This is a genomic window from Pseudomonas grandcourensis (genome assembly GCF_039909015.1).
GTDB classification, from domain to species: domain Bacteria; phylum Pseudomonadota; class Gammaproteobacteria; order Pseudomonadales; family Pseudomonadaceae; genus Aquipseudomonas; species Aquipseudomonas grandcourensis.
Map to the genome: position 1 here is coordinate 5,469,277 of NZ_CP150919.1, position 18,163 is coordinate 5,487,439.

Consider the following 18,163-nt stretch of genomic DNA (forward strand, 5'->3'; position numbering starts at 1 on the left):
AAGGCCCCACTAGTGGACTTACTTTGCCATCAACCTGAGGAAATACGGGGCCTTCACGGGGCTTGTTTTTTCTCCCGTAGTTGGCGTAGAGTTTGTTCACTGTGTTTGCATGGGTCGCTTGGAATCGTGACCTGGGCAGTAGCCTACAAGTTAGCTACATCCCGTTCGACGTCTTCTTACTCTCCTGCAACCAGCCCCAGTACTCTTTCATGAGAAGGAGACTGTCATTAATTTTTGCGTCAAAGGAAATAAGAAATGTCCCAACGTCAGAGCGGTACCGTCAAGTGGTTTAACGACGAGAAAGGTTTTGGTTTTATCACTCCTGAAAGCGGTCCGGATCTGTTCGTGCATTTCCGCGCCATCCAGGGCAACGGCTTCAAAAGCCTGAAAGAAGGCCAGAAAGTGACTTTCATCGCCGTGCAGGGCCAGAAAGGCATGCAGGCTGACGAAGTACAAGCAGAAGCCTAATCTTCTGTAACGAAAAAGCCCCTGATGCTGACATCAGGGGCTTTTTTGTGCGCGTAAATCCGTAAAATGGCTTCTTTTTTTCACCGAGAGCCTGCCATGTCGAAACACCTGCTTACTCCCCAGGGCGACTTTCCTGCCGCTGGCCTGGGTCGTCGCCTGGCAGCCATGTTCTATGATTTCCTGCTGTGCACCGCCCTGCTGATCGTCACCAGCGGCATCTACAAGATGATCCAGATGGCGATCATCGGCGAAGAAAGGATGCGCACCCTGACCGAAGCCGGTGCCCTGGACGGCGATCCCCTGCTCTCCACAGTGCTGCTGTTCGTACTGTTCGGCTTCTTCGCCAAATTCTGGACCTGGTCCGGTCAGACGCTGGGCATGCAGGTCTGGTGCATCCGCGTGCAGAATGCCGATGGCTCGTCCATCAGCCTGTGGCAGGCACTGCTGCGCTTTGTGGTATCGATTGCCTCGCTGCTTTGCGTTGGCCTGGGATTCTTCTGGTCGCTGTTCGACAAACAGAAACGCAGCTGGCATGACATCTACTCCAATACCGAACTGGTGCGGATTCCGAAAAAGACCAAGTAACGCCCACAAAAAAAGATCGCAGCCTTCGGCAGCTCCTACAGGGTTTCGTTTACACCTGTAGGAGCTGCCGAAGGCTGCGATCTTTTGCTTTCTGGCTTTTAAGCGTTACCGGCCAGCTTCATCCGCGCCGCCTGGGTGAAATCGAGCATGCGCTTGAGCGGGCGAATCGCCTGCGGAATCAGTGCCGGATCGACAAAGATCTCGTTCGACCCTTCCTTCAACGCCTTGAGCGTGCGTTCAAGGGTGTTCATGGCCATCCAAGGGCAATGCGCACAACTGCGGCATGCCGCGCCGTTACCCGCCGTAGGGGCTTCGATAAAGACCTTGTCCGGGCACAGCTGCTGCATCTTGTAGAAAATGCCGCGGTCGGTCGCAACGATCAGCGTCTTGTTCGGCAGGCTCTGTGCCGCCGCGATCAACTGACTGGTGGAACCCACGGCGTCCGCCAGCTCGATCACTGAGGTCGGCGACTCCGGGTGCACCAGAATCGCCGCATCCGGGTACAGCGCTTTCATGTCTTCAAGCTGCTTGGACTTGAACTCTTCGTGAACGATGCAGGCACCGTCCCACAGCAGCATGTCGGCACCGGTCTGGCGCTGGATGTAGGTTCCCAGGTGCTTGTCTGGGCCCCAGATGATGGTCTCGCCGTTGTCCATCAGGCTTTCGACGATTTCCAGCGCACAGCTTGAAGTCACTACCCAATCCGCTCGGGCCTTTACCGCAGCCGAAGTGTTGGCGTACACCACCACCGTGCGCTCCGGGTGTTGATCGCAGAACGCGGAAAATTCGTCCACCGGGCAACCCAGGTCGAGCGAACAGGTCGCTTCGAGCGTCGGCATCAGCACACGTTTTTCCGGGTTGAGGATCTTGGCGGTCTCACCCATGAACTTCACGCCGGCGACGACCACGGTCTTGGCCGGATGGGCGTTGCCGAAACGGGCCATTTCCAGCGAGTCGGAGACACAGCCGCCCGTCTCTTCGGCCAGCGCCTGAATGACAGGATCACAATAGAAGTGGGCCACCAGCACCGCGTCCTGAGCCTTGAGCTCGGCAGCGATGGCAGCACGGTAATAAGCCTCTTCGTCGGCGGTCAGCGGCTTGGGCTGTTTGGCGTCGAGGTGGGCTTGAACCAGAAGGCGTTCGGAAATTTGCGTCATGTTCGCAAGACCTGCAGGCGCATTCGCGCGAAAGTCGAGTATACACCCGGCTCCGGACCCTTCAGGGTACCGCCGGGAAAGTGAGTATTCATCAGGCACGGACAGCGTTGAAGCTGCGCAAGGCTACAGAATATCCGACGGATGCAAAAGGTGATTCTGACCTGCGTGATGCGCAGCAGCCCGCAGCGAAGCGGACTGGAATCGCAGGCAAAAAAAAACCCGGAAATCCTCACTTGCGTGGGCCTTCCGGATTTTCTAAACCGCCAAAAATGGTGGGTCGTGTGGGATTCGAACCTACGACCAATTGGTTAAAAGCCAACTGCTCTACCAACTGAGCTAACGACCCGCTGTGTGGTGGCGCGTATAATACTGATTTTTAAGGACTATTCAACACCTATTTTGAAATAAATCAAAAATAAGGGGTTGGATCGCTGATTCCGGCCGCCGCAAAGCCTTCTGCACGCAGTCGACAGCTGTCGCACTTGCCGCAGGCACGGCCTTCATCGTCGGCCTGATAGCAGGAAACAGTCAGTCCGTAGTTCACGCCAAGCCTCACGCCCTCCAGGACGATCTGCGCCTTGCTGAGGTTTTGCAGCGGTGCCTGGATACGGAAACCATTGCCTTCAACGCCGGCTTTGGTTGCCAGGTTGGCCATGCGCTCGAACGACTCGATGAACTCGGGACGGCAGTCCGGGTAACCGGAGTAATCCACCGCGTTGACGCCGATGAAGATGTCCCGTGCGCCGAGTACCTCTGCCCAGCCCAGGGCCAGGGACAGGAACACCGTGTTACGCGCAGGCACATAAGTCACCGGAATGCCCTCGCCCAACTCTTCCGGAATATCGATGCTGGTGTCGGTCAGGGCCGAGCCGCCCATGCCGTTCAGGTTCAGGCCGATCACCTTGTGCTCGACCACACCCAAGTCCCGCGCCACACGCTCGGCGGCGTACAGTTCGGCATGAGAGCGCTGACCGTAGTCGAAGCTCATGGTGTAGCAGCTGTAGCCTTCGGCGCAGGCCATGGCCACGACAGTCGCCGAGTCCAGGCCACCGGACAGCAGGATGACCGCACGTTTTTCAGGAGTGTTCAGTTGTTCAGTCATTTCAGCGCCCCGGCTCGTCATTCCATAGATATTTATGCAGCTGCAATTGCAAACGCACTGGCAGGTTGTCCGCCACCACCCAGTCCGCCAGATCCCGGGCATTGAGATCATGGTGACTTGGCGAGAACAGGACTTCACCGGCACGCCGGTCCAGACCGTACTGGATCAGTTTGGACACCGACCAGTCATAGTCTTCCCGCGAGCAGATGACAAACTTCACCTGATCGTTGGGCGTGAGCAGCTCGATGTTTTCGTAGCGGTTGCGGTGCGCTTCCTTCGAACCCGGGGTTTTCAGGTCGACAACGCGACTGACCCGGGAATCTACTGCCGAGATATCGATAGAGCCACTGGTTTCCAGTGACACTTCGTAACCGGCGTCACACAGGCGCTTGAGCAAGGGAATGGCGTTGGGCTGTGCCAGGGGCTCGCCGCCCGTGACGCAGACGTATCGCGGGCGAAACCCGGCAACTTGCTCGAGGATATCCTCGAGCGTGCGAATGGTTCCGCCGGTGAACGCGTAGGCGCTGTCGCAGTATTGGCAACGCAGAGGGCAACCGGTCAGGCGCACAAAAACAGTGGGCAGGCCGGCAGTCCGCGTTTCACCCTGCAACGAGTAGAAAACTTCGGTGATTCTCAATGTGTCTTGCATAGTCGCCACGGGCGTAACAGCTAAACAGGCTGTCCGCCTCCGTCAGGCACTTGAAGGAACCCCGGCAAAGCGCAGGCCCCTAAAAGCGTGTTTCATAAAAAGGGCGTGAATTCTAACGAAAAAACCCGCGACAAGCGCGGGTTTCTTTGAAACGGGTCAAGCAGGCTTACATTTTTTGCAGATCGCGCTGGGCCAACTGAGCGGCGGAAGTGCCCGGATATTGGGACACCACCTGCTGCAGAATGCCTTTGACCCGGTCGGTATGACCCAGGCGACGCTCTACATCAGCGAGCTTGTACAGCGAGTCCGGCACTTTGGCGTGCTTGGGATATAGCTGCGAAACCTTGGCAAATGCCTGACCTGCACCTTGCAGATCGCCTTTGGCCAGGTTCACTTCGCCCAACCAGTATTGGGCGTTGCCCGCGTACTGGCTGTTCGGGTATTTGCGCAGGAAAGCGGCAAAAGCCTGGCTGGCCTTGTCGAAATCCTTGGCCTTGATCAGGTCGAAGGCAGCATCGTAATAGAGCTTTTCCTTCGCCGGATCCGCCGGTTCGCTACCCGCGGCAGGTGCTTGAGCGGCGGTTGCGCCAGCTGCCGCACCTGCGGCTGCACCAGCGGCATTCGAATCACCACCGGTGGAAGAATTTTCAGGAGTCGCGGCTGGTGCAACGCCGGTTCCTATGCGCCGATCAAGATCCTGGTATCGCTCCAGGTTTTCCTGCTTCATGCGCGCTACATCATTTTGCAGAACTTCGATCGCACCTTGCTGGCGCTCGATCTGTTGCTGCATTGATTGCAGTTGGTTGAACAGCTCGCCCTGTGCCGAGACAGGGGCCGAAACCCCTCCCCCGGCATAGGCGCCGTTCGTACCGTAACCTGCAGGCGGATAACTGCTCCCGCTATTGTTATAGCCGGAGTCGTTATCGACCACAGGAACCGCAGCCCACACCGCAAGCGGCGCGAGGCTGAGAGCCAGAACAGTTACAGCACGACGGCACGTTCGCATGACGAATTACTTACGCAGTTCGACGCGACGGTTTTGAGCCCAGGACTGCTCGTCGTTGCCGGTAGCAACTGGACGCTCTTCGCCGTAGGAAACCAGTTCCAGCTGAGCTGGGGAAACACCTTGCAGTACCAGGTAGCGCTGAACGGCTTTCGCACGACGCTCGCCCAGTGCCATGTTGTACTCACGAGTACCACGTTCGTCGGTGTTGCCTTCCAGAACAACGCGAGCGCCGTTTGCTTTCAGGTCTTTGGCGTGAACGTCCAGAGCGCGCATGGCTTCTGGCTTCAGGTCCGAACTGTCGTATTCGAAGTAGAAAGTGGTGATAGCGCGCAGTGCAGCTTCTTCGCTCAGAGAGCCGTCAACTGCACCAGTGTTTGCGCCGTAACCAGCGTTTGGATCTACCGCGCCTTCACCGGCATTGTCGCCGCCTTTGGACGAGCAACCTACAGCTACAGCCATGGCCAGTGCCAGCGCAGCAAATTTACCAAACTTCAGCATTTCCATCGTGAAACTCCTAATGAACCCCAGTGTGTTAAGTACAACGTATAGCGCCGCGTCAGTTCAGGTAAGGGGACCAGGAAGGTTCTCTGACTTCGCCTTGTGCGGTAGGAAGCGGGAGCCTTACGCGTCCATTGATGGACACGAGCATCAAGACTCCCCGGCCCTGCTGGCGGGTGGCGTAGATTACCATGGTGCCGTTGGGCGCGACAGTAGGCGACTCGTCCAGAGTGCTATCAGTGAGGATTTTTACGCTACCGCGCTGCAAATCCTGGGCCGCCACCTTGAAATTGGTGAAGCCATCCTGACGGTGAATCATGACAAGCGTCTTTTCATCAGCCGACAATTTAGGGTTGGCGTTGTAGTTACCGACGAAAGTCACGCGTTCGGCACCGCCACCACCGGCACTGGTCTTGTAGATCTGCGGTTTGCCGCCACGGTCGGACGTGAAGTAGATGGTCGAGCCATCCTTGCCCCAAAACGGTTCGGTGTTGATGCCCGGACCGTTGGTAACGCGACTGATCTGACGCGAACCCAGGTTCATCACGTAGATGTCCGGGTTGCCGTCTTTCGACAGTACGAACGCCAGGCGATTGCCATCCGGCGACCAGGCTGGCGCACCGTTCAGGCCTTCGAAGTTGGTGATCTGCTCACGGCGACCGGTGTCGATGTTCTGCATGAAGATGCGTGGACGCTTCTGCTCGAAGGAGACATAAGCGATGCGCTTGCCATCCGGTGCGAAACGCGGCGACAGGATCGGCTCGCGCGACTGCAGCAGGGTCACGGCGCGAGCACCGTCGTAGTCCGAACGTTGCAGGGTGTAGCGAGTGTTGTTCTCGGAGAAACGCTCGGCCGTTACATACAGCAGGCGAGTCGAGAAGGCACCCTTGATACCGGTGAGTTTTTCGAACGACTGGTCGGAGATGTAGTGCGCCATGTCGCGCAACTGATCGACGCCGCCGGACACGCTGCCGGTCAGCACTTGCTGCTCGGTGGCCACGTTGAACAGTGCGTATTGCACCTGCAGGCGACCGCCCGCCGGCACAATGCTGCCGACCATGACGTACTGGGCACCCAGCGCCTTGAAGTCACGGAAGATGATTTCGCTGGCCTGGCTCGGCTGGCTGATCATGTTCTGCTTTGGAAGCGGCGAGTAGTAACCCGAGTTGCGCAGGTCGTTACCGATGATTTCCGCCATGTCGTCCGGCAGTACGCTACCGCCCTGGAAGCCGAACGGCACGACTGCGATCGGGGTCGCCCGATCGCTGCCGCTGGTAACCAGAATGTTTTTCTCATCTGCCATCGCCATCCCTGCCATGCAGCAGATAACGACCAGCATTCCTCGAAGAAGGTTTCTCACAAGGCTAGATCCTCAGGTGTGAATGTCATCTTGAATGAACGATACGGAGCGAAATCACTCGGCTTCATTCCCTGCATTTCTGTCAAACGTCCAATATTCTTCACCGCTGCAACAGCCGATGCGTCAAACGGACCGTCGCCACTGGACTTGGACACGCTGACCGAAGTCACCGTACCGTCCGGCAACATGCCGATTTGCAGCACGACCGTCATGCCTTTGCGTGCCGAAGGGGGACGAGCCCAGCCTTCCGCTGCACGTGCACGAATCAGGTCATCGAAACTGCCGGCGACTTCGTCGCCCTGCTCATCGGCCAAGGCCTGCTGACGCTGCGGCGTGTCGGAAAGCAAATCTGCCAGGGCCTGGGCCTTTTTGTCTTCGGCGGATTTACGTGCCGCGTCCTGCGATTTCTTCTTCGCAGCATCGGCAGTAGCTTTCTTCTTCGCATCCTCGGCGACTTTCTTCTTCGCCTCTTCAGCTTCAGCTTTCTTCTTGGCGTCTTCCGCGGCTTTCTTCTTCGCGTCTTCGACGATCTTTTTCTTGGCTTCTTCAGCGGCCGCTTTCTTGGCCTCTTCTTCCGCGGCTTTCTTGGCTTCTTCTTCAGCTTTCTTCTTGGCTATATCAGCCAATTGTTTCTCTTCTGCCTTCTTGGCTTCCGCGGTTTTCTTCGCATCGTCGGCTTTCTTGGCTTCATCAGCCTTTTTCGCCTCGTCCGCTTTCTTCGCCTCGTCGGCCTTCTTGGCTTCTTCGGCCTTTTGAGCCGCCTCTTCTTTCTTTTGTTCCGCAGCCTTCACCGCTTCCTGCTCGACCTTTTTCTGTTCCATCTGCTCGACTTCGGTTTGACGCGCAGCGGATTTCTGCGCCTCACCGGCAATCTTCTGATTGGTCTGGGTGGTCGCCCGACTTTTCGATTTCAGCTGGTACAAGGTCGCCTGGACAATCGGCTTGGCCGGCGGCAGTTCCGGGGTAAAGGCAAAACTGACGAACAGCATGCCGAACACCAGCACGTGCAAGCCAATCGCCCAGACACTAGGCCAGAAGTAGCTTTCCGAGGCGGACGGCTCTCGCTGTTGCTGCATCAGGGCGCCTCGGTAATCAAGCCAACATTACCGACCCCGGCTTTCTGCAACCCGCCCATGGCCCCCATGACGGAGCCGTAATCGACACTCTTGTCGCCGCGGATGAAGACCTGGGTACGCTTGCCGCCTTCGTTGCCGACGCGAATGATCTTGGTCACCGCGTCAGTCATCTGCGGCAGGGTCATGGCCCGATCCTGCTGCTTTTCGGTGTCGACTTCGCTGCCAAGGTTCCAGTAGTAGGTCTTGTCGGATTTGATGGAAATGGTCAGGACCTGGGTGTTGTTGTCCTGCGGCAAGGCTTCGCTGGAAACCTTGGGCAGATCAACTTTCACGCCCTGATTGAGCATCGGCGCGGTCACCATGAAAATGACCAGCAGCACCAACATCACGTCGATGTAAGGCACCACGTTCATCTCGGCGACCGGCTTGCGCTTTTTGCGAGCTCGAGCGATTAAAGCCATTGGAAATTACCTGCTTATTCTTCGCTGGTGTGCACTTTGCGGTGCAGGATCGCCTGGAACTCGTCGGCGAAGGTGTAGTAGCGGCCCAGCAGGGTTTCGCTGCGAGCAGCAAAACGGTTGTAAGCGATAACGGCTGGAATGGCGGCGAACAGACCGATCGCGGTGGCGATCAGTGCTTCGGCGATACCCGGGGCCACAGTGGCCAGGGTCGCTTGCTGGGCGGTCGCCAGACCACGGAAGGAGTTCATGATCCCCCAGACCGTACCGAACAGACCGATGTACGGGCTGACGGAACCAACGGTGGCCAGGAAGGGCAGGCTCTGCTCGAGCTTTTCTTCTTCGCGGGAAATGGCGACGCGCATGGCACGGGCCACGCCTTCCATGACCGCTTCCGGGTCAACGCCTGGTTGCTGGCGCAGACGGGAGAATTCCTTGAATCCGGCACGGAAGATTTGCTCGACGCCCGAATCAGGGTCCGGATTGCTGCCGGCCTGACGGTAGAGTTTGGACAGGTCGATACCCGACCAGAAGCGCTCTTCGAAGCTCTCCAGGGCACGTCGACCGGCGCGCAGCAGGTTGCTGCGCTGAAAGATCATGATCCACGAGGTCACCGATGCGGCTACCAGGATCAGCATTACCAGTTGCACCACGATACTGGCATTGCTGACCAGGCTCCACATGGAGGAATGGTCGACGACGTTAGCTTCCACGCTTTATCTCCTGCTTTGAGTGTGTACCCGCGCCGCTCACGTCGGCAAAGGCCGCTCGTAGAGCTTCGGGAATGGCCCGGGGTTTCAAACTTTCAGTGCGCACACAGGCCACCAGAAACTGCCCTTCGCAGAGCAGCACATTATCCGTCGCCCGCCTGACCTGCTGTTTAAAGCGCAGGCTGGCACGGTTCAATTCGATTACTTCAGCGCTTACCAGCAGTTCGTCATCCAGTCGCGCCGGCGCGTGGTAGCGCGCTTCGCTGGAATGCACGACGAACAACAGGTCCTCCCCGGCAAGCTGCGACTGGGCAAAGCCCAGATCTCGTAGCCGCTCGGTTCGAGCCCGTTCCATAAACTTGAGGTAATTAACGTAATACACGATGCCGCCCGCATCGGTGTCCTCGTAATAAACGCGACAACGATGTGCGAAAGGCTCAAGCCCGTTTTGCGCGCGCATACTCTAGTGCTTACTCCTCAGGTTGCCAATCCGGCATGGCAACTGTTTTTCATTGTTCTGCGGCTTTCACGTGAAAGTACGGTCCTGGGACCCTACATTGCCCGAAAAAATCAGCACGCAATGTTAATTAATCGTCAGCGGCATCGAGAAACTCGTCTACCACGGGCATTTCGCCCAATCGTGACGGAATGTTTAAACCGAAATGCAGGTAGGCATGCCGCGTCACCACCCGCCCCCGAGGCGTGCGCATGATGTAACCCTGCTGGATCAGGTAAGGCTCCAGCACGTCTTCAATGGTGTGACGTTCTTCGCTGATGGCCGCAGCCAGGCTGTCGACCCCGACTGGCCCACCGTCGAATTTCTCGATCATGGTCAGCAACAGACGCCGGTCCTGGTGATCGAAGCCACGCTCGTCGACATCCAGCAGGTTCAGCGCCAGGTCGGCAATCGGCTTGGTGATATGCCCATTGGCGCGAACTTCGGCGAAATCACGCACCCGGCGCAGCAGCCTGTTGGCGATCCGCGGCGTGCCACGGGCACGGCGGGCGATTTCGAAGGCGCCTTCCGGGTCCAGCGGCAAACCGAGGATGCTCGCCGAACGACTGACAATCGTCGACAGGTCGGCGGTATTGTAGAACTCAAGACGCTGAACGATGCCGAAACGGTCACGCAACGGATTAGTGAGCATCCCCGCCCGTGTCGTTGCGCCCACCAGGGTGAACGGCGGCAGATCCAGCTTGATCGAACGCGCGGCCGGGCCTTCGCCGATCATGATGTCGAGCTGGAAATCCTCCATGGCCGGGTACAGCACTTCTTCAACGATGGGCGACAGGCGATGGATTTCGTCGATGAACAGCACATCGTGAGGCTCAAGGTTGGTCAACAGCGCCGCCAGGTCACCGGGGCGCTCCAGCACCGGCCCCGAGGTGCTCTTGATCGATACGCCCATTTCCTGGGCGATGATGTTGGCGAGGGTGGTCTTGCCCAGGCCGGGCGGCCCGAAGATCAGTGTGTGATCCAGGGATTCTTTACGACCGCGAGCGGCCTGGATGAACAACTCCATCTGCTCGCGAACGGTCGGCTGGCCAATGTATTCGGCCAGGCTGACCGGTCGAATGGCACGGTCCTGGACTTCTTCGCGCTCACGCGGGCTGTGCGTGGCAGCGATCAGACGATCAGCTTCAATCACTTAGATCATTCCCTTCAAGGCGCGGCGGATCATGTCTTCACTGCTCAAATCTTTCTCCTTGATCGCAGACACCGCCTTGCTCGCTTCCTGTGGCTTGTAGCCCAGGGAAATCAAGGCGCTGACCGCGTCAGTCTCGGCAGTGTTCACCGGGGCCGGTCCATCCGGCTGGTTCGGCACCAGGGCGAACATGGCCGGTACGGTTTCCCAGGCCTTGAAGCGATCCTTGAGCTCCACCAGCAAGCGCTCGGCGGTTTTCTTGCCGACGCCAGGGACCTTGGTCAGCGCCGAAGTGTCCTGTGACTGTACGCAACGAACCAGTTCGTCGACTTCCAGGCTCGACATCAAGGCCAGGGCCAGTTTCGGCCCGACGCCGTTGAGGCGGATCAATTCGCGAAAAAAATCGCGCTCACGCTTGCCGACAAAACCATAGAGTAACTGTGCGTCTTCGCGCACGACCAAATGGGTATGCAAGGTTAGCGGCTCACCGACCGACGGCAAGCGGTAAAGGGTCGTCATGGGCACTTCAAGTTCATAGCCCAGGCCATTTACATCCAGAATCAGATGGGGAGGCTGCTTCTCAGCCAGGGTGCCGCGCAAACGTCCAATCACGTTACAAATCCTTGAGCGTTGGCCAGCTCTTGGCCAGCGACTGATAGAGCGAGGAAATGCCGCCGACAACACAGGCGGAACACACTCACTCCATGAAAATGATTGCTGATGCTATCAGAGACGCAGGCGCCCGCCACGACTGCGTGCAGCTCCCAGCCCATGGGGCAGCAGGCTGGAACGGGTGTGAGCGTGGCAGATGGCAATGGCCAGGGCGTCCGAGGCATCGATCTGCGGCTTGCTGGTGAGCTTGAGCATGTGCATGACCATCATTTGCACCTGTTCCTTGTTGGCCGCACCGGTGCCGACGACCGCCTGCTTGACCTGGGTTGCGGTGTATTCGGCAATTTCCAGGCTTTCCTCGGCACCCGCCACGATCGCGGCGCCACGGGCCTGCCCCAGTTTCAGGGCGGAATCGGCGTTACGGGCCATGAACACCTTTTCGATGCCCATGGTCACCGGGTGGTAAGTCTGAATGATCTCCCGCACCCCTCGGTAGACAATCTGCAGGCGCTCGTGCAGCTCGCCGGCACCGGTGCGGATACAACCGGAGGCGACGTACTCGCAGCCACGGCCGGTATCACGAACCACACCGTAACCGGTGATGCGCGAACCGGGGTCGATACCAAGAATTAAAGTCATAACGCCTGCAAAGAGAGATCGCCGTTAGCCGAGGATAACCGGGTAGGAGCTGCCGAAGGCTGCGATCATTCAAATAAACCGCTGAAAATCAAAAGATCGCAGCCTTCGGCAGCTCCTACAGAGTGAGCACCAACCGAAACCTGCGATCTTTTAAGAGACCATCAACCGAGCTGTGCGGCCACCGACTCCGGAATCTCCGCGTTGGAGTAGACGTTTTGCACGTCATCCAGGTCTTCAAGCATGTCGATCAACTTGAGGACTTTCTCGGCGCCTTCCAGATCGAGCTCGGCGCTGGTGGTCGGCAACATGACGATTTCCGCGTCGTCACCTTTGAAACCCGCCGCTTCCAGTGCGTTACGCACGGAATAGAACCCGGCAAACGAGGTGAACACGTCGATCGAACCGTCTTCGTTGGTCACTACGTCATCGGCGTCGGCTTCCATGGCTGCCTCCATCAGTGCGTCTTCGTCAACGCCGGCAGCGAAGGAGATCTGCCCCTTGCGCTCGAACAGATAAGCCACCGAACCGTCAGTCCCCAGATTACCGCCGCATTTGCTGAACGCGTGACGAACAGCGGCTGCGGTGCGATTACGGTTGTCGGTCATGCATTCGACCATCACCGCCACGCCGCCCGGACCGTAACCTTCGTAGGTCAGCTCGACCACGTCGTCGGTGTCGGCAGCGCCGGTACCGCGAGCGACGGCACGATCGATGATGTCGCGGCTCATGTTCGCACCCAGGGCCTTGTCCAGGGCCAGGCGCAGACGCGGATTGGAGCCTGGATCGCCACCACCCTGACGGGCAGCGACGGTCAGTTCACGAATCCACTTGGTGAAGATCTTGCCCCTCTTGGCATCCTGACGTTCTTTGCGGTGCTTGATGTTCGCCCACTTGGAATGACCTGCCATAACTCGCTCCGAATTCTCTTTGAAACATTGCCCGCCGCGCTGTATTGCGCCGGCCGGCAAACAAAAATCTTGAACAGCTCTATCTATAAAGAAAGGGCGCATCCACAGATGCGCCCTTCAGGTCAGCCTTACTCGGCCTTAGGCGTTTCGCGCAGACGAATGTGCAGTTCGCGCAATGCCTTGGCATCCACCTGGCCCGGAGCCTGAGTCATGACATCTGCCGCGCTCTGGGTTTTCGGGAAGGCGATCACTTCACGGATCGACTGGGCGCCAGTCATCAGCATCACCAGACGGTCCAGACCGAAGGCCAAGCCACCGTGCGGCGGTGCACCGTATTTCAGGGCGTCGAGCAGGAAGCCGAATTTCTCTTCCTGTTCCGCTTCGTTGATGCCCAACAGACGGAATACCGACTGTTGCATCTCTTTGCGGTGGATACGGATCGAACCGCCACCCAGTTCGGTACCGTTCAACACCATGTCGTAGGCGCGGGACAGAGCGCCAGCCGGGTTGGCTTCCAGCTCTTGCGGGGTGCACTTCGGTGCGGTGAACGGGTGGTGCAAGGCGGTGAAGCTGCCGTCGTCGTTCTCTTCGAACATCGGGAAGTCGACGACCCACATTGGCGCCCACTTGCAGGTCAGCATGTCCAGGTCGTGACCCAGCTTGATCCGCAGCGCGCCCAGGGCTTCGCTGACGATCTTGGCCTTGTCGGCACCGAAGAACACGATGTCGCCGTCGACCGCACCGACGCGATCGAGGATCACGTTGAGGTTGGCTTCAGGGATGTTCTTCACGATCGGCGATTGCAGACCGTCAACGCCATTCGCGCGCTCGTTGACCTTGATGTACGCCAGGCCCTTGGCACCGTAGATACCGACAAACTTGGTGTAGTCGTCGATCTGCTTGCGCGGCATGCTCGCCCCGCCTGGGACGCGCAAAGCGGCGATACGGCATTTCGGGTCGTTGGCCGGGCCGCTGAACACCTTGAAGTCGACTTCCTTGAGCTGGTCGGCCACGTCAACCAGTTCCAGCGGGTTACGCAGGTCTGGCTTGTCGGAACCGTAGCGGCGCATGGCTTCTTCGAAGGTCATGTGCGGGAAATCGCCGAATTCCAGATCCAGCACTTCCTTGAACAGGTTGCGGATCATTTGCTCGGTCAGGCCCATGATCTCTTTTTCATCGAGGAAGCTGGTCTCGATGTCGATCTGGGTGAATTCCGGCTGACGGTCGGCCCGCAGGTCTTCGTCACGGAAGCACTTGGCGATCTGGTAGTAACGGTCGAAGCCGGCCACCATCAGCAGTTGCTTGAACAGCTGCGGCGATTGCGGCAAGGCGAAGAACGAACCGGCGTGAGTACGGCTCGGCACCAGGTAGTCGCGCGCGCCTTCCGGAGTAGCACGGGTCAGGATCGGCGTCTCGACGTCGAGGAAGCCGTTCTCGTCCAGGAAGCGGCGGATGCTGGTGGTCATGCGCGAACGCAGACGCAGCTTCTCGGCCATTTCCGGGCGACGCAGGTCGAGGAAGCGATAGCGCAGGCGGGTTTCTTCGCCGACGTCGGAGAACTCGTTCAGCGGGAACGGCGGGGTTTCCGATTCGTTCAGCACTTCCAGTTCGTAGCCCAGGACTTCAATCATGCCCGACGCCATGTTGGCGTTGGTCGCACCGGCCGGACGCAGGCGAACCTTGCCGGTGATCTTCACGACGTACTCGCTGCGCACGCGATCGGCAGCGGCGAAGGTTTCAGCGCGGTCCGGATCGAACACGACCTGGGCCAGACCATCACGATCACGGATATCGAGGAAAATCACCCCACCGTGGTCACGGCGACGGTGGACCCATCCGCAAAGGGTAATTTCCTGGCCGTCCAGGCTTTCGTTCAGTTGGCCGCAATAATGGCTGCGCATCATGGTCGTGGTTTCACTTCTCGTAATTCGAAATTCGGTTGGAGGCCTTGGGCACATCCCTGCGGGATGATGCAAGAACCCACGCGTGTCGTTCAACTCAGGTCACAACTCAGGGGCCGGGCCTTAGTCAGCTTTGTCGCCGCCGGCCAGGTTCTTCTTGGAACCGGTCTTGAAATCGGTTTCGTACCAACCCGTGCCGCTGAGGCGGAAGCCCGGCATGGACAGCAACTTTTTAAGCTCTGGCGCCTGACAGGCAGGGCAGTCGACCAGCGGTGCATCGCTGATCTTTTGAATGGCTTCCAACTGATGACCACAGGAAGCACATTGATAATCGTACATCGGCATGGAGGTTGTCTCGGCGATCAGATTGCTACCGCACACGCAGGGTTTTGCGGCAAAGAGCGGGATTATATCCATTAAATGCGGCGTGTGCAGCCGTAAGACTGCACACGCCGACACTCTGCCGTTTTCGCTGTCCAGACTAGGCCGTGGCGATGCAACCTCCTTCCTTGAGACTGTGCACGACGCAGACAACCCGCACCAATCCACTGAAGTTCCTTACCCCGCCGTGACGCAAGTGAACTTCGCGATCCACATGAGACAACAGGTTACTGACCGAGCAACCATTGAGCCGGGCCATCTCTCCCAAAATATCCCAGTAAACCTGCTCAAGCCGCAAACAGGTGGCGAAGCCATTCAATCGTACGGAACGGGACAAGGGCTGGGCCAGCCCCATATCGAACTCGCGAACAAACGGATCAACCCTTACATCCTTGTGCGAACCGTATCGCCCCTCTTCTTGCCTTTCATAAACCATAACGCTGACACTCCTTTGCCATCCTGGTTTCGTTAAGAGCAACTGTCTGTCGCCTTATAAGAACGCAGGTGCAAAGGTATTTTCCAGCCGACTTTATGACCCTCGACGTAGGATAAGCCAACAACTTTTGGCAGACCCCGGAGAACGTCCTACTCCGGACATTTTCCCACGCAGCGAAGCGATGCCCCCTTCAGAAGCACCGTATGGAATGGTGTAGGAAAGAAGAGCGCGGAGCATCCACGCCGTTTTTTCATACCTCTGCATACGCAGGGTCAACAAGTCGGCCGCAGTCAGGTACCGCAACCCCGTAACTTGGGGGCAACCTGCGGCAATTTGCCCCCAAAAAGAGCCGCCGGACGCCCTGATTTGAGTAGCCTGCGGCTTTGCTGTTAAATAGACAGCGTGTCGTCAATGCCTATTTTTCCGGGCATGGCGCATAGGCTGATACCGGGTACGTGTCCAACGCCTCTTTATTATCTTGAAGCGAACCGTGCGCCATCAGCTCTTCCTTGTGAGCTGTCTTAACGTGAGTTAATCAAAATGTTGAAAATCGTCCATCTGTTGATAGGCGCAGCGGCCTTGCTGCTGTCCTTCATCCCTAGCCTGCAATCCGAAGCCTTACCTTACCTGCAACAACCTGACGCACTGTACCTGGCCTTTTTCGGCCTGCTCAACCTGACACTTGCACCTGTCATCCCTTACTGGAACAAAGGCCCGCGCCACCAACTGCAAAACCTGGTCAGCGCCCTGCTGGTTCTGAGCGTGGTCCTGCAAACCCTGACGCTGATCGCACCGATGCCCGTCATCGCAGGTCAACCCGCGGTACTGTTCAGCCTGATCGCAGCCCTGATCGCCGTTGCTCTGCACCTGGGCATCAGCTTCTACAAGTCGTCACCAGCCGCCGCCTCGCCAAGCTACGACATGAGCAACCGCGATACCGGTACCGTCAAGTGGTTCAATACGTCCAAAGGCTTCGGCTTCATCTCCCGCGATTCCGGCGACGATATCTTCGTCCACTTCCGGGCCATTCGCGGTGAAGGCCACCGCGTCCTGGTCGAAGGCCAGCGCGTGGAGTTCTCCGTCATGAATCGTGACAAGGGCCTGCAAGCCGAAGACGTGATCGCCGCACTGCCGCGCCGCTGATTCAAGGCCCAAAAAAAACCGCGCACAGCCTAGCTGTCCGCGGTTTTTTCATGCCTGCGACATGCTTAATAGTGCGGCGGCGGTGCTTCTTCTTCGAATGACTCGAACTGCCCGACCATTTCCTCTTGCCGCTTGAGCAGCGCGGCCATTTGCAGTTGCAGACGCTCGACCACCCGCTGCTGCGCCACCAGCACATCGTTCAATGCCTGGATGGTGTCATCCTGAAACGCCAGACGGCTTTCAAGTTCGGTAACGCGTTCTTCCAGGCTCATGGTTCAGCCCTCCAGAAACGTAAAATCATCGGCCAAAATCAAGCGCAAACGTTCGCGAATCGCGGCGATTTGCTCCAAACCGTAGGGTTTTGCCGGATGTTTACCCCAAACCGGCGCTGGCCAGGCGGCATCTTCGCGCTTGCGCACAATCACATGCATGTGCAACTGACTGACGACATTGCCCAGCGCCGCCACATTCAACTTGTCCGCATCGAACGCGTCCTTGAGCACTTGTGACAGCGCAGTGGTTTCCTGCCAAAGCTGTTGCTGGTCTGCGACATCCAACTGAAATATCTCGCTGATAGCCTCGCGACGAGGTACCAGGATGAACCAGGGATAGTTCGAATCGTTAGACAGCAGCAACCGGCAGAGCGGAAAGTCCCCGATCGGTAACGTGTCTTGTTGAAGTCGTGGATCTAAAGCGAACACTGCGCGTACTCCCGCCGGCTCATCATTTTTCAGCTTAGCGCCCATCCTGACGGGACGGCGCACCAAGCGACCGGACGGCAGCATACCTGCGAACGGCGTACGCTTCACGGCGAACCTTGCATCGAAGCCACGAGCGCCAAAGAAAAGCTGCAAGCCGCCCCCGGATGGGACAATTTTCGCTGCCGCGCACCATTGCAGAACCGTATAGCAGAAAAAAACGCCGAAATGACTGATCAACAAGGAAAAGTTCGCTTCAGGCAAATGGCCGACGGAGATGAATTCAATACAAAGCTAAATTTTTTTTGCACCAAAACCGCACAGTGGGTCTACGCTGAATGCTTCGACATCCGCCATTTACTCAGTGATGGGGTGAACCGGTAACATTTCTGGTGCCAGGATGTCGATGAGAAGGGAGCAACATGATGCCGGGCAAGGCGTCAAGCCCAAACTAAAAGCGCTTGAACCCCCCGGTTTTATGAGGTTTTTACAGCACCTGGTTGTCAATTAGAAAAAAAGCGTAACAAAATACGATTTTGTGCACGCTTGTTGCATTCATACCCAACATCGCCCGATGTGGCACCCGCTGGAAGCGGAGACCCTCAGGCAAAAAAAACAGTGGCAAGGTAGCCCGATGGAGATTCAAACGTTTCACCAGGACTCTTTTTACCGACGACAAGGCGCAGAAAACAGCATTAAAGTTGTCCGCCGGGTTGCGTCGGAGCTGGAA

22 protein-coding genes and 1 tRNA gene are annotated in these 18,163 nt (G+C 57.8%); 3 read left to right on the top strand and 20 right to left on the bottom strand.

The window, feature by feature from the left end; all coding sequences use genetic code 11:
• Positions 1-255: 255 nt before the first annotated feature.
• Both AABM52_RS24450 and AABM52_RS24455 read left to right on the top strand, forming a co-directional pair.
• Complete coding sequence (locus AABM52_RS24450; protein WP_007977299.1) at positions 256-468, top strand: cold-shock protein; 213 nt, start codon at positions 256-258, stop codon at positions 466-468.
• A gap of 96 nt (positions 469-564) precedes the next feature.
• Positions 565-1,053, top strand: a complete 489-nt coding sequence (locus AABM52_RS24455; protein ID WP_057713522.1) for an RDD family protein — start codon at positions 565-567, stop codon at positions 1,051-1,053.
• 98 nt (positions 1,054-1,151) lie between these two features.
• Here the strand turns inward: AABM52_RS24455 and nadA are convergent, their stop codons facing one another.
• The 18 genes from nadA to AABM52_RS24545 all read right to left on the bottom strand — a co-directional run bounded on the left by nadA (position 1,152) and on the right by AABM52_RS24545 (position 15,592).
• On the bottom strand, positions 1,152-2,210 hold the full coding sequence (gene nadA / locus AABM52_RS24460; protein ID WP_095942772.1) for a quinolinate synthase NadA: 1,059 nt from the start codon (positions 2,208-2,210) through the stop codon (positions 1,152-1,154).
• Positions 2,211-2,480: 270 nt separating this feature from the next.
• Positions 2,481-2,556: transfer RNA gene (locus AABM52_RS24465), tRNA-Lys, on the bottom strand.
• A 63-nt stretch (positions 2,557-2,619) separates the two neighbouring features.
• Complete coding sequence (queC, locus tag AABM52_RS24470) at positions 2,620-3,312, bottom strand: 7-cyano-7-deazaguanine synthase QueC (RefSeq protein WP_347908629.1); 693 nt, start codon at positions 3,310-3,312, stop codon at positions 2,620-2,622.
• A 1-nt stretch (position 3,313) separates the two neighbouring features.
• Entirely contained in the window at positions 3,314-3,961 is a 648-nt protein-coding gene (gene queE / locus AABM52_RS24475; RefSeq protein WP_347908631.1) for a 7-carboxy-7-deazaguanine synthase QueE, read from the bottom strand.
• 166 nt (positions 3,962-4,127) lie between these two features.
• Entirely contained in the window at positions 4,128-4,967 is an 840-nt protein-coding gene (ybgF, locus tag AABM52_RS24480; RefSeq protein WP_347908633.1) for a tol-pal system protein YbgF, read from the bottom strand.
• Positions 4,968-4,973: 6 nt separating this feature from the next.
• Positions 4,974-5,471 (bottom strand): peptidoglycan-associated lipoprotein Pal, encoded by a 498-nt coding sequence (pal, locus tag AABM52_RS24485; protein WP_003178634.1) that lies wholly within the window; start codon positions 5,469-5,471, stop codon positions 4,974-4,976.
• Positions 5,472-5,523: 52 nt separating this feature from the next.
• Positions 5,524-6,804 (bottom strand): Tol-Pal system beta propeller repeat protein TolB, encoded by a 1,281-nt coding sequence (tolB, locus tag AABM52_RS24490; protein WP_167362903.1) that lies wholly within the window; start codon positions 6,802-6,804, stop codon positions 5,524-5,526.
• A gap of 17 nt (positions 6,805-6,821) precedes the next feature.
• Positions 6,822-7,901: a cell envelope integrity protein TolA gene (gene tolA, locus AABM52_RS24495; protein ID WP_347908635.1), complete on the bottom strand. Its 1,080-nt coding sequence runs from the start codon at positions 7,899-7,901 to the stop codon at positions 6,822-6,824.
• A complete protein-coding gene (tolR, locus tag AABM52_RS24500; RefSeq protein WP_162135951.1) occupies positions 7,901-8,353 on the bottom strand; it encodes a protein TolR in 453 nt (150 codons plus the stop codon). Before tolR ends, tolA begins: the two co-directional genes overlap by 1 nt.
• A gap of 23 nt (positions 8,354-8,376) precedes the next feature.
• A complete protein-coding gene (tolQ, locus tag AABM52_RS24505; RefSeq protein WP_008147369.1) occupies positions 8,377-9,072 on the bottom strand; it encodes a protein TolQ in 696 nt (231 codons plus the stop codon).
• Complete coding sequence (gene ybgC, locus AABM52_RS24510; RefSeq protein WP_007990726.1) at positions 9,062-9,529, bottom strand: tol-pal system-associated acyl-CoA thioesterase; 468 nt, start codon at positions 9,527-9,529, stop codon at positions 9,062-9,064. The genes tolQ and ybgC overlap by 11 nt, the downstream gene beginning before the upstream one ends.
• 127 nt (positions 9,530-9,656) lie before the next feature.
• The gene (ruvB, locus tag AABM52_RS24515; protein WP_347908637.1) at positions 9,657-10,718 is read right to left on the bottom strand and encodes a Holliday junction branch migration DNA helicase RuvB; all 1,062 of its coding nucleotides are present in this window, start codon (positions 10,716-10,718) and stop codon (positions 9,657-9,659) included.
• Positions 10,719-11,327, bottom strand: coding sequence for a Holliday junction branch migration protein RuvA (ruvA, locus tag AABM52_RS24520; protein WP_008052450.1), 609 nt, complete (start codon positions 11,325-11,327; stop codon positions 10,719-10,721). It lies immediately after the preceding gene.
• A gap of 114 nt (positions 11,328-11,441) precedes the next feature.
• Positions 11,442-11,966: a crossover junction endodeoxyribonuclease RuvC gene (ruvC, locus tag AABM52_RS24525; RefSeq protein ID WP_008015799.1), complete on the bottom strand. Its 525-nt coding sequence runs from the start codon at positions 11,964-11,966 to the stop codon at positions 11,442-11,444.
• A 161-nt stretch (positions 11,967-12,127) separates the two neighbouring features.
• Positions 12,128-12,874, bottom strand: coding sequence for a YebC/PmpR family DNA-binding transcriptional regulator (locus AABM52_RS24530; protein ID WP_007995641.1), 747 nt, complete (start codon positions 12,872-12,874; stop codon positions 12,128-12,130).
• A 128-nt stretch (positions 12,875-13,002) separates the two neighbouring features.
• On the bottom strand, positions 13,003-14,778 hold the full coding sequence (gene aspS / locus AABM52_RS24535; protein ID WP_347908640.1) for an aspartate--tRNA ligase: 1,776 nt from the start codon (positions 14,776-14,778) through the stop codon (positions 13,003-13,005).
• A gap of 120 nt (positions 14,779-14,898) precedes the next feature.
• A complete protein-coding gene (locus AABM52_RS24540) occupies positions 14,899-15,120 on the bottom strand; it encodes an FmdB family zinc ribbon protein (RefSeq protein WP_032829812.1) in 222 nt (73 codons plus the stop codon).
• 136 nt (positions 15,121-15,256) lie between these two features.
• Positions 15,257-15,592, bottom strand: coding sequence for a ribbon-helix-helix domain-containing protein (locus AABM52_RS24545; protein WP_347908642.1), 336 nt, complete (start codon positions 15,590-15,592; stop codon positions 15,257-15,259).
• A 540-nt stretch (positions 15,593-16,132) separates the two neighbouring features.
• Here AABM52_RS24545 and AABM52_RS24550 point away from each other — a divergent pair.
• Complete coding sequence (locus AABM52_RS24550) at positions 16,133-16,735, top strand: cold-shock protein (RefSeq protein WP_150726714.1); 603 nt, start codon at positions 16,133-16,135, stop codon at positions 16,733-16,735.
• Between the two features lie 65 nt (positions 16,736-16,800).
• On the opposite strand, the gene AABM52_RS24555 is transcribed toward AABM52_RS24550, so the two are convergent.
• Both AABM52_RS24555 and AABM52_RS24560 read right to left on the bottom strand, forming a co-directional pair.
• Complete coding sequence (locus tag AABM52_RS24555; RefSeq protein ID WP_008052459.1) at positions 16,801-17,007, bottom strand: SlyX family protein; 207 nt, start codon at positions 17,005-17,007, stop codon at positions 16,801-16,803.
• Positions 17,008-17,010: 3 nt separating this feature from the next.
• Positions 17,011-17,436: an HIT domain-containing protein gene (locus tag AABM52_RS24560; RefSeq protein ID WP_347912682.1), complete on the bottom strand. Its 426-nt coding sequence runs from the start codon at positions 17,434-17,436 to the stop codon at positions 17,011-17,013.
• Positions 17,437-18,163 lie beyond the last annotated feature (727 nt).

Excerpts from the sequence above, each read along its gene's own strand:
- AABM52_RS24455 (WP_057713522.1), top strand. The coding sequence starts at position 565 with ATGTCGAAACACCTGCTTACTCCCCAGGGCGACTTTCCTGCCGCTGGC.
- queC (WP_347908629.1), bottom strand. The coding sequence starts at position 3,312 with ATGACTGAACAACTGAACACTCCTGAAAAACGTGCGGTCATCCTGCTG.
- AABM52_RS24545 (WP_347908642.1), bottom strand. The coding sequence starts at position 15,592 with ATGGTTTATGAAAGGCAAGAAGAGGGGCGATACGGTTCGCACAAGGAT.
- ybgF (WP_347908633.1), bottom strand. The coding sequence starts at position 4,967 with ATGCGAACGTGCCGTCGTGCTGTAACTGTTCTGGCTCTCAGCCTCGCG.
- AABM52_RS24450 (WP_007977299.1), top strand. The coding sequence starts at position 256 with ATGTCCCAACGTCAGAGCGGTACCGTCAAGTGGTTTAACGACGAGAAA.
- tolB (WP_167362903.1), bottom strand. The coding sequence starts at position 6,804 with ATGCTGGTCGTTATCTGCTGCATGGCAGGGATGGCGATGGCAGATGAG.
- ruvC (WP_008015799.1), bottom strand. The coding sequence starts at position 11,966 with ATGACTTTAATTCTTGGTATCGACCCCGGTTCGCGCATCACCGGTTAC.
- pal (WP_003178634.1), bottom strand. The coding sequence starts at position 5,471 with ATGGAAATGCTGAAGTTTGGTAAATTTGCTGCGCTGGCACTGGCCATG.
- AABM52_RS24530 (WP_007995641.1), bottom strand. The coding sequence starts at position 12,874 with ATGGCAGGTCATTCCAAGTGGGCGAACATCAAGCACCGCAAAGAACGT.
- AABM52_RS24550 (WP_150726714.1), top strand. The coding sequence starts at position 16,133 with ATGTTGAAAATCGTCCATCTGTTGATAGGCGCAGCGGCCTTGCTGCTG.
- ybgC (WP_007990726.1), bottom strand. The coding sequence starts at position 9,529 with ATGCGCGCGCAAAACGGGCTTGAGCCTTTCGCACATCGTTGTCGCGTT.
- AABM52_RS24540 (WP_032829812.1), bottom strand. The coding sequence starts at position 15,120 with ATGCCGATGTACGATTATCAATGTGCTTCCTGTGGTCATCAGTTGGAA.
- queE (WP_347908631.1), bottom strand. The coding sequence starts at position 3,961 with ATGCAAGACACATTGAGAATCACCGAAGTTTTCTACTCGTTGCAGGGT.
- aspS (WP_347908640.1), bottom strand. The coding sequence starts at position 14,778 with ATGATGCGCAGCCATTATTGCGGCCAACTGAACGAAAGCCTGGACGGC.
- nadA (WP_095942772.1), bottom strand. The coding sequence starts at position 2,210 with ATGACGCAAATTTCCGAACGCCTTCTGGTTCAAGCCCACCTCGACGCC.
- AABM52_RS24555 (WP_008052459.1), bottom strand. The coding sequence starts at position 17,007 with ATGAGCCTGGAAGAACGCGTTACCGAACTTGAAAGCCGTCTGGCGTTT.
- tolA (WP_347908635.1), bottom strand. The coding sequence starts at position 7,901 with ATGCAGCAACAGCGAGAGCCGTCCGCCTCGGAAAGCTACTTCTGGCCT.